Source organism: Mycobacterium sp. (assembly GCF_035603715.1).
Lineage (GTDB): Bacteria > Actinomycetota > Actinomycetes > Mycobacteriales > Mycobacteriaceae > Mycobacterium.
The window spans coordinates 1-6,100 of sequence record NZ_DATNJW010000698.1 but is presented as its reverse complement, the minus strand read 5'-3'; the positions used below and the strand labels follow the sequence as shown (position 1 = coordinate 6,100).

Here is a 6,100-nt window from a genome sequence, read left to right as displayed (position 1 = left end):
AGTCGTTCAATACGCCGACGACGACGCGGCCGAAGCGATCTTCGATATCGCCGACCTACACCGCGCGCTCGCGTCCGGTGCCATGCCCGCTATCCCCGCCTGGTACAGCGCCGACTCCGCTGCCCGCGCCGCTTGCGCGACGTTAGCCGGCGCCGGACTGTATGCCGTACGGGCCGCATATCAATCGACCGCACTTGTGGATACCGAACACTGCGAGATTTTGGATGCCGTAACCGGTAACGCCCTGCGCGCCCACGAATTGGCGACCGAGGACAACGGAGCTGCCCGGATCGTGGAAGTCACCCGCCACGCCATTCGCTCATGGCGCCACCTGGCGCAGCTGGACGAACCCGGCCAGATCGAAGCGGCATCGGTCGACAATGGCCTCAGCACAACGGAATACCACTTCAAGCGGCGCGGCAGATAACCTCGGCCTTGCGATGCCGCTCTCAACGGCCCCGACGGCGATGGCCCGGGCAACGGTATGCCCCATAGCATAATTACATGAGCCGTCGGTGTACCTCGAAGGCTAAACATAATTCGGCGACATCCCTTGGCCGGGACAGAGATCGCCCGGTCCCTTTCTCGATCCGGCGCAGACGGTGACGCACGGTGTTGGGGTGGCAGAACAGTCGGTCAGCGACGGCGTTTACCGAGGCGTCGCTGTTCTGCCACACCCGAAATGTTTCGAACAGCATCTGCCTGTCCTCGTCGGAAAGGTCGCCAAAACCATCCCACGCGGCGCCGACCGTTTTGCTCATCACTTCCGGTGCGCTGACTGCCGCAGTGGCGAGGATGGAGCCGTCGAACACAGCGACCGAGGATGCGGAATCGGTCGGGCCCCGCAACATCATTCGTGCCACATGCAGGGCTTGGCGCGTATCGCGCAGATCCACATACGACGCACTGACCCCTACCCGCGCAGTCGTCATCCGCGACAGTAGGGCAACAACGCTGTCGAATTTTTGGTCGGACTTGATGTGCACGATCCCGACCTGCGCATCGGGCAGCAGCCGCCAGGCCGAAAAGATGTCCAGGCCGCGCAGTTTCGACTCGATCTCGCGGAGCGGCTCATCACCTACAGTGGGAACGTGGGCGACGATGACCACAAAAGGACCATGGATCGGCAACCGAAGGTAGCCGGCGACCTCCTGCAGACAGCGCTCGTCGAACCCGCGTCCCTCCAGTAGAGCCTCAATAAGATTCGCACGACGAGCGGGCTCAGCGAGCAGCTGTCGCGTCTGCTCGTCCCGATGTCCGGCCACCAGGGCCATCGCAACAAGTTCGGCGAAGCTGCTGATGCGGGCCTCGGTGTCGGCCGGCATTGCGCCGGGACCCGCCGACCCGACCGCGGCCAGGCCCCATACGCGTCCATCGACGATGACCGGCACCCCCACCGCCGCGCGCACACCCACCTCTCGGACTCGCGCGGCGGTCGACCCGGCAACGTTGTCGTAGCTGTCGATCCGTGCGGGACGGCAGCTGCGTTGCACCTCCGTAGCGATGGTGTTGCCTTCCATCGGAGTCCGGGTGCCCACCGGCCACTTCGCCAGCGCCGTAGGGTCGGCAGCCGCGCCCACCATGGTGAACTCGCCGCCTGACTCGAACCGCCACAACCCGGCGGTAAACGCATTGACGCATCGGCGCATCTCCTCGGCCACCGCGCCAAAAACCGCCGAAGGTTCAACGCTCCGGGCCACCAGCGTGGCGACCCGGCGCAAGGCGGCCTGTTCGGCGACGAGCCGCCGATACTGCTGCAATACGTCTGGCGGGTCGGACGCGGACGGCTCAGGCGCTCCGGCTATCTCGGTCGTCATTTCTCAACCTCGTATTTCGATGTGTGCCGGCTGACCCGGCTCGAGAACGTGATGACTTGACGACTACTACAGTCGCCGCGCGGGCAGCCCAGCATCATCGCCCGAGGATTCGTGTTTAGGGCCGCATGGATCTGGTACTAGTGCCAGCAAGCTCTTACCGGTCTCGGCCACCGTGACGGCGGCAGAACGCGGTTGCCAGCCAAGCACTTTGGTGGCCTTCTCCGGTGACACCGCCTTAGGAGGGCCTAGCAGGTCGGCGAACGCACCCAGCGCTGGGACGAAACGTCCCACGGTACGCACCACCCAGTCCGGCACCTCTCCCGTTGGAATCCGCGCCTCGTCGTCGCCCAACGCGGCGCGCAGGATCGCGGCGATCTCAAGTAATTTCAGTGGCTGACCGGCCGATGCCAGGAACCGTTGCCCCGCCGCCTCTGGCTTCAGCATGGCCCGTAAATGCAGATCGGCAACGTCACGCACGTCGACGACGCCGAACGACGCCCGCGGCAGCAGTGGCGGTTTGCCTTGCATAAGCATCTGGATTAGGCCGAGAGAGGTCGGCAGGTCCGGCCCGAGGGCTGGCCCGAAAATGCCGACAGGGTTCACCACCGACAGCCTCACGCCGACCGACGGGTCAGCGACGAAATCCCATGCCGCCCGCTCCGCAAGCGTCTTGCTCTTCACGTAGGGCTTCACATCACCCGTCGGATCGGTCCAGTCAGTTTCGTCGTACGGAAGCGCTGACGGCTTCGGGCTGTAGCCGATCGCGGCGAACGAAGACGTCAGCACGACGCGCCGCGCGCCGGCGTCATCGGCAGCTCGCAACACCCGCAGTGTGCCTTCGCGTGCGGGCACGACGAGGTCGTCAGCGTTCCGCGGTTGCTGTGGCGGAAACGGCGACGCCACGTGCAGCACATATTCGCAGCCGGCAACCGCGGGCGGCCAGCCGTCATCGATCGTGAGATCGGCGGCGACAAAAGACAGTTGTGTCGTATCGGCGCCGGTGCGCGCCAGTGTTTTGCGCACTTCCGGCGCACGGTCGAGCGACCGGACAGTGGTGCGTACCCGGTATCCCTCGCTGAGTAGCCGCAGAATGATATGCGTGGCAAGGAATCCGGAGCCGCCGGTGACCAACACCGGCGCGGCGGGGTCATGCATGGCGTAGGTCCGCCTCTTCTCTCAACAACTGGGCGGTAAGTTCGTGCACGGTCGCAGTGAAGGCCGACTCCGCGGCGGCATCGCATCGTTCCCTAGCGGCCCAGAGCTCGGCCTTGGCCGACACGTACCGCTTACGCAGTCGCAGCCGGGCGATCTCGCAGCGAAGCCGATCAGCATGGCCGGCGAAGAGCTCTCGCTGGTCCGCCGCCGCGATCAAGCCGCGCCGCATGTTGGCGACGTAGGTGCGCATGTCCTGCACCGACATTCCACTGCCGCGTAAACAGCTCAGCGCTTCGATGGCGGCGACGAGATCGGGCGGATAGCGGCGATGACCACTGCTCTCGTCCCGCGGGACCGCGCCGATTAGCCCGATTCGTTCGTAATATCGCAGCGCGGACTCCGACAGGCCGGTGTGCCGTGACACCTGCTGGATGGTGAGGTGCGAATGCTCGGCGACGATGCTCATGCCACTACTATCCCGAACTTGAAGCGCTTCAAGTCAAGGCGTGGTCAGTCGCACTTACACGTTGATCTCGCGTACTAGGGCCCGAATCAAAGTCGAGGAGCATCAGTCTTCGACGGTGTCACCAGCTCCTGGTGGTTGCCAGCCCGCTAGGAGGCGTTCCATGTCGGTCAGCTCCTCGGTGAATACATCGCGGCGGGTGCGGGGACCGCAAGCCTGCAGCAGGCGGGCGAAGTCTTCGGCTGCTTTGCCGATCCTTTCGGAGAGTTCGACGGAACGCTGTTGAGCGCCGAAGTCGTTGGTGGCCGCGTACACGCCGGTGGGTGACACGATGGCATGCAGGTACGAGAACATCGGACGCAACGCGTGTTCCAGCACCAGCGAGTGTCGCTCGGTCCCGCCGGTCGCCGCAATCAGCACCGGCATCTCCGACAGCGTCTCTTCGGGCAGCACGTCGAAGAAGGACTTGAACAGTCCGCTGAACGAGGCGTTGAACGCCGGAGTCACAGCGATTACCCCGTCGGCGTCGGCGACGGTCTCGAAGACCGACTCCAAATCGGACGTAGCAAACCCGGTCAACATGGTGTCCATGATTGCTCGCCCCACGCGCCGCAGTTCGATCACCGAAGCCGTCGCCGTCAGCTTCCGGCCTGCCAACGCTGCATCGACCGCTGCGGTGATCCGGTCGGCCAGCAGCCGCGTCGACGATGGCTCTCGCAACCCGCCACTTACGATCGCTAACTTCGTCATGGCTGGTGCTCCTCCGAGGTGTCAACCGCGTTTGCGGTGTCGGTGTCAGCGCCGCTGCTTGCTGCCGCCTTCACCAAGGTCTCGTGAGTCGGAGCGTCGGGCACGTGCTCCGGTCTACCGACCGCAAACTCCTTGCGCAGCACCGGGATAACCTCCTCACCCAGAAGGTCGAGCTGCTCCAACACGGTGGTCAACGGCAGACCGGCGTGATCAATCAAGAACAACTGCCGCTGATAGTCGCCGGCGTACTGACGGAAACCCAGTGTCCGATCAATCACCTGCTGCGGCGACCCGACCGTCAACGGTGTTTGGGCGGAGAACTCCTCCAAACTCGGGCCATGTCCGTACACCGGAGCGTTGTCGAAGTAGGGCCGAAACTCCGCGACCGCGTCTTGACTGTTGGGTCGCATGAAAACCTGCCCGCCGAGACCCACGATCGCTTGATCGGCGCTGCCGTGCCCGTAGTGCTCGAACCGTTGCCGGTACAACTGCACCATCCGTTTGGTGTGCGATGGCGGCCAGAAAATGTGGTTATGGAAGAAACCGTCGCCATAATAGGCGGCCAATTCCGCAACCTCCGGGGTGCGGATCGAACCATGCCAAACGAACGGCGGTACTCCGTCCAACGGCCGCGGGGCCAGGGTGAAACCCTGCAGCGAGGTGCGGTATTTCCCGGTCCAGTCGACGACCTCCTCCCGCCACAGCCGTCGCAGCAGCCCATAGTGCTCGACCGTCAACGGGATCGCGGCCTGGATGTCCTGCCCGAACCAGGGGTAGACCGGCCCGGTATTGCCACGACCCAACATCAGGTCTACGCGGCCACCGGAGAGGTTCTGCAGCACGCTGAAGTCCTCGGCGATCTTCACCGGGTCGTTCGTGGTGATCAAGGTCGTCGCAGTAGACAGGATGATCCGGTCGGTTTGCGCCGCGATGTAGCCCAGCAGGGTGGTCGGCGAAGACGGCACGAACGGCGGGTTGTGATGCTCACCGGTGGCGAACACGTCCAGCCCGACTTCCTCGGCCTTCTTCGCGATCGCCACCGTTGCGCGAATCCGTTCGGCCTCCGTGGGAGTGCGGCCGGTGGTCGGATCCGCGGTGACGTCCCCGACCGAGAAAATTCCGAATTGCATGCTGATCGGTCTCCTTTCAGCGGCTTAAGCGACACCGAAGATGGTTGAGACGACAAGGGTTGATAGGCCGGGCCAGGCCAGTACCGTCACACCCAACACGATCTTCAGAACACCCGATACCAGCTTGTCTAACCATGATGCTCCTTGCTTTGCGGGTGGGCTGATTTTGTTGGCTGCCTTACATTTCCGGCCCACGCGTCGATCGTGATACGAACCGATGCCGGCGTAGATGTATTCTCAGACAACACATCCCACCGTGCCGTGTTGCCGCCAACAACGCCGCCACAACGACCACGAGCGATGTAAAGAAGGCGAAAAGGTGGCCGGCACGCTGCTGCAGCGTCGATGTACCGGCGGACAACACCGGCGTCTGGAACCATCACTTACATGGTTACATGAGCCGTCGGTGTACCTCGAACGCTAAACATAATTCGGCGACATCCCTTGGTCGGGACAGAGATCGACCGGTCCCTTTCTCGATTCGGCGCAGACGGTGACGCACCGTGTTGGGGTGGCAAAACAGTCGGTCAGCGACGACGCTCACCGAGGCTTCGCTGTTCTGCCACACCCGAAATGTTTCAAACAGCATCTCCCGGTCCTCGTCGGGAAGGCCATCGAAGTAGTCCAACGCCGCCCCGACCGTTTTGACCATCACCTCCGGCGCACTCACCGCAGCGGTGGCCACAATGGAGCCGTCGAACACAGCAACTGAGGTTGCGGAATCGCTGGGGCCCCGCAACATCATTCGTGCCACATGTAGGGCTTGTCGCGTATCGCGCAGATCG

Annotated in this window: 7 protein-coding genes; 1 reads left to right on the top strand and 6 read right to left on the bottom strand. The window is 63.7% G+C overall.

What is annotated here, in order from left to right:
• The coding region (locus tag VN856_RS28040; RefSeq protein WP_325695371.1) for a hypothetical protein at positions 1-427 on the top strand (427 nt) is incomplete at its 5' end.
• A gap of 73 nt (positions 428-500) precedes the next feature.
• Here VN856_RS28040 and VN856_RS28035 read toward each other — a convergent pair.
• From VN856_RS28035 to VN856_RS28005, 6 genes are all read right to left on the bottom strand, one after another.
• Positions 501-1,817, bottom strand: coding sequence for a helix-turn-helix domain-containing protein (locus VN856_RS28035; RefSeq protein ID WP_325695369.1), 1,317 nt, complete (start codon positions 1,815-1,817; stop codon positions 501-503).
• Between the two features lie 66 nt (positions 1,818-1,883).
• On the bottom strand, positions 1,884-2,972 hold the full coding sequence (locus VN856_RS28030) for an aldehyde reductase (protein WP_325695368.1): 1,089 nt from the start codon (positions 2,970-2,972) through the stop codon (positions 1,884-1,886).
• Positions 2,965-3,438 carry a MerR family transcriptional regulator gene (locus tag VN856_RS28025; RefSeq protein ID WP_325695367.1) on the bottom strand — a complete coding sequence of 158 codons (474 nt, stop codon included), beginning with the start codon at positions 3,436-3,438 and terminating at the stop codon, positions 2,965-2,967. The genes VN856_RS28030 and VN856_RS28025 overlap by 8 nt, the downstream gene beginning before the upstream one ends.
• A gap of 102 nt (positions 3,439-3,540) precedes the next feature.
• Entirely contained in the window at positions 3,541-4,185 is a 645-nt protein-coding gene (locus VN856_RS28020; protein WP_325695365.1) for a CE1759 family FMN reductase, read from the bottom strand.
• A complete protein-coding gene (locus VN856_RS28015) occupies positions 4,182-5,315 on the bottom strand; it encodes an LLM class flavin-dependent oxidoreductase (RefSeq protein ID WP_325695364.1) in 1,134 nt (377 codons plus the stop codon). Before VN856_RS28015 ends, VN856_RS28020 begins: the two co-directional genes overlap by 4 nt.
• A 391-nt stretch (positions 5,316-5,706) precedes the next feature.
• A partial coding sequence (locus tag VN856_RS28005) for a helix-turn-helix domain-containing protein (protein WP_325695363.1) occupies positions 5,707-6,100 on the bottom strand: 394 nt, incomplete at its 5' end.

Excerpts from the sequence above, each read along its gene's own strand:
- VN856_RS28025 (WP_325695367.1), bottom strand. The coding sequence starts at position 3,438 with ATGAGCATCGTCGCCGAGCATTCGCACCTCACCATCCAGCAGGTGTCA.
- VN856_RS28035 (WP_325695369.1), bottom strand. The coding sequence starts at position 1,817 with ATGACGACCGAGATAGCCGGAGCGCCTGAGCCGTCCGCGTCCGACCCG.
- VN856_RS28015 (WP_325695364.1), bottom strand. The coding sequence starts at position 5,315 with ATGCAATTCGGAATTTTCTCGGTCGGGGACGTCACCGCGGATCCGACC.
- VN856_RS28020 (WP_325695365.1), bottom strand. The coding sequence starts at position 4,185 with ATGACGAAGTTAGCGATCGTAAGTGGCGGGTTGCGAGAGCCATCGTCG.
- VN856_RS28030 (WP_325695368.1), bottom strand. The coding sequence starts at position 2,972 with ATGCATGACCCCGCCGCGCCGGTGTTGGTCACCGGCGGCTCCGGATTC.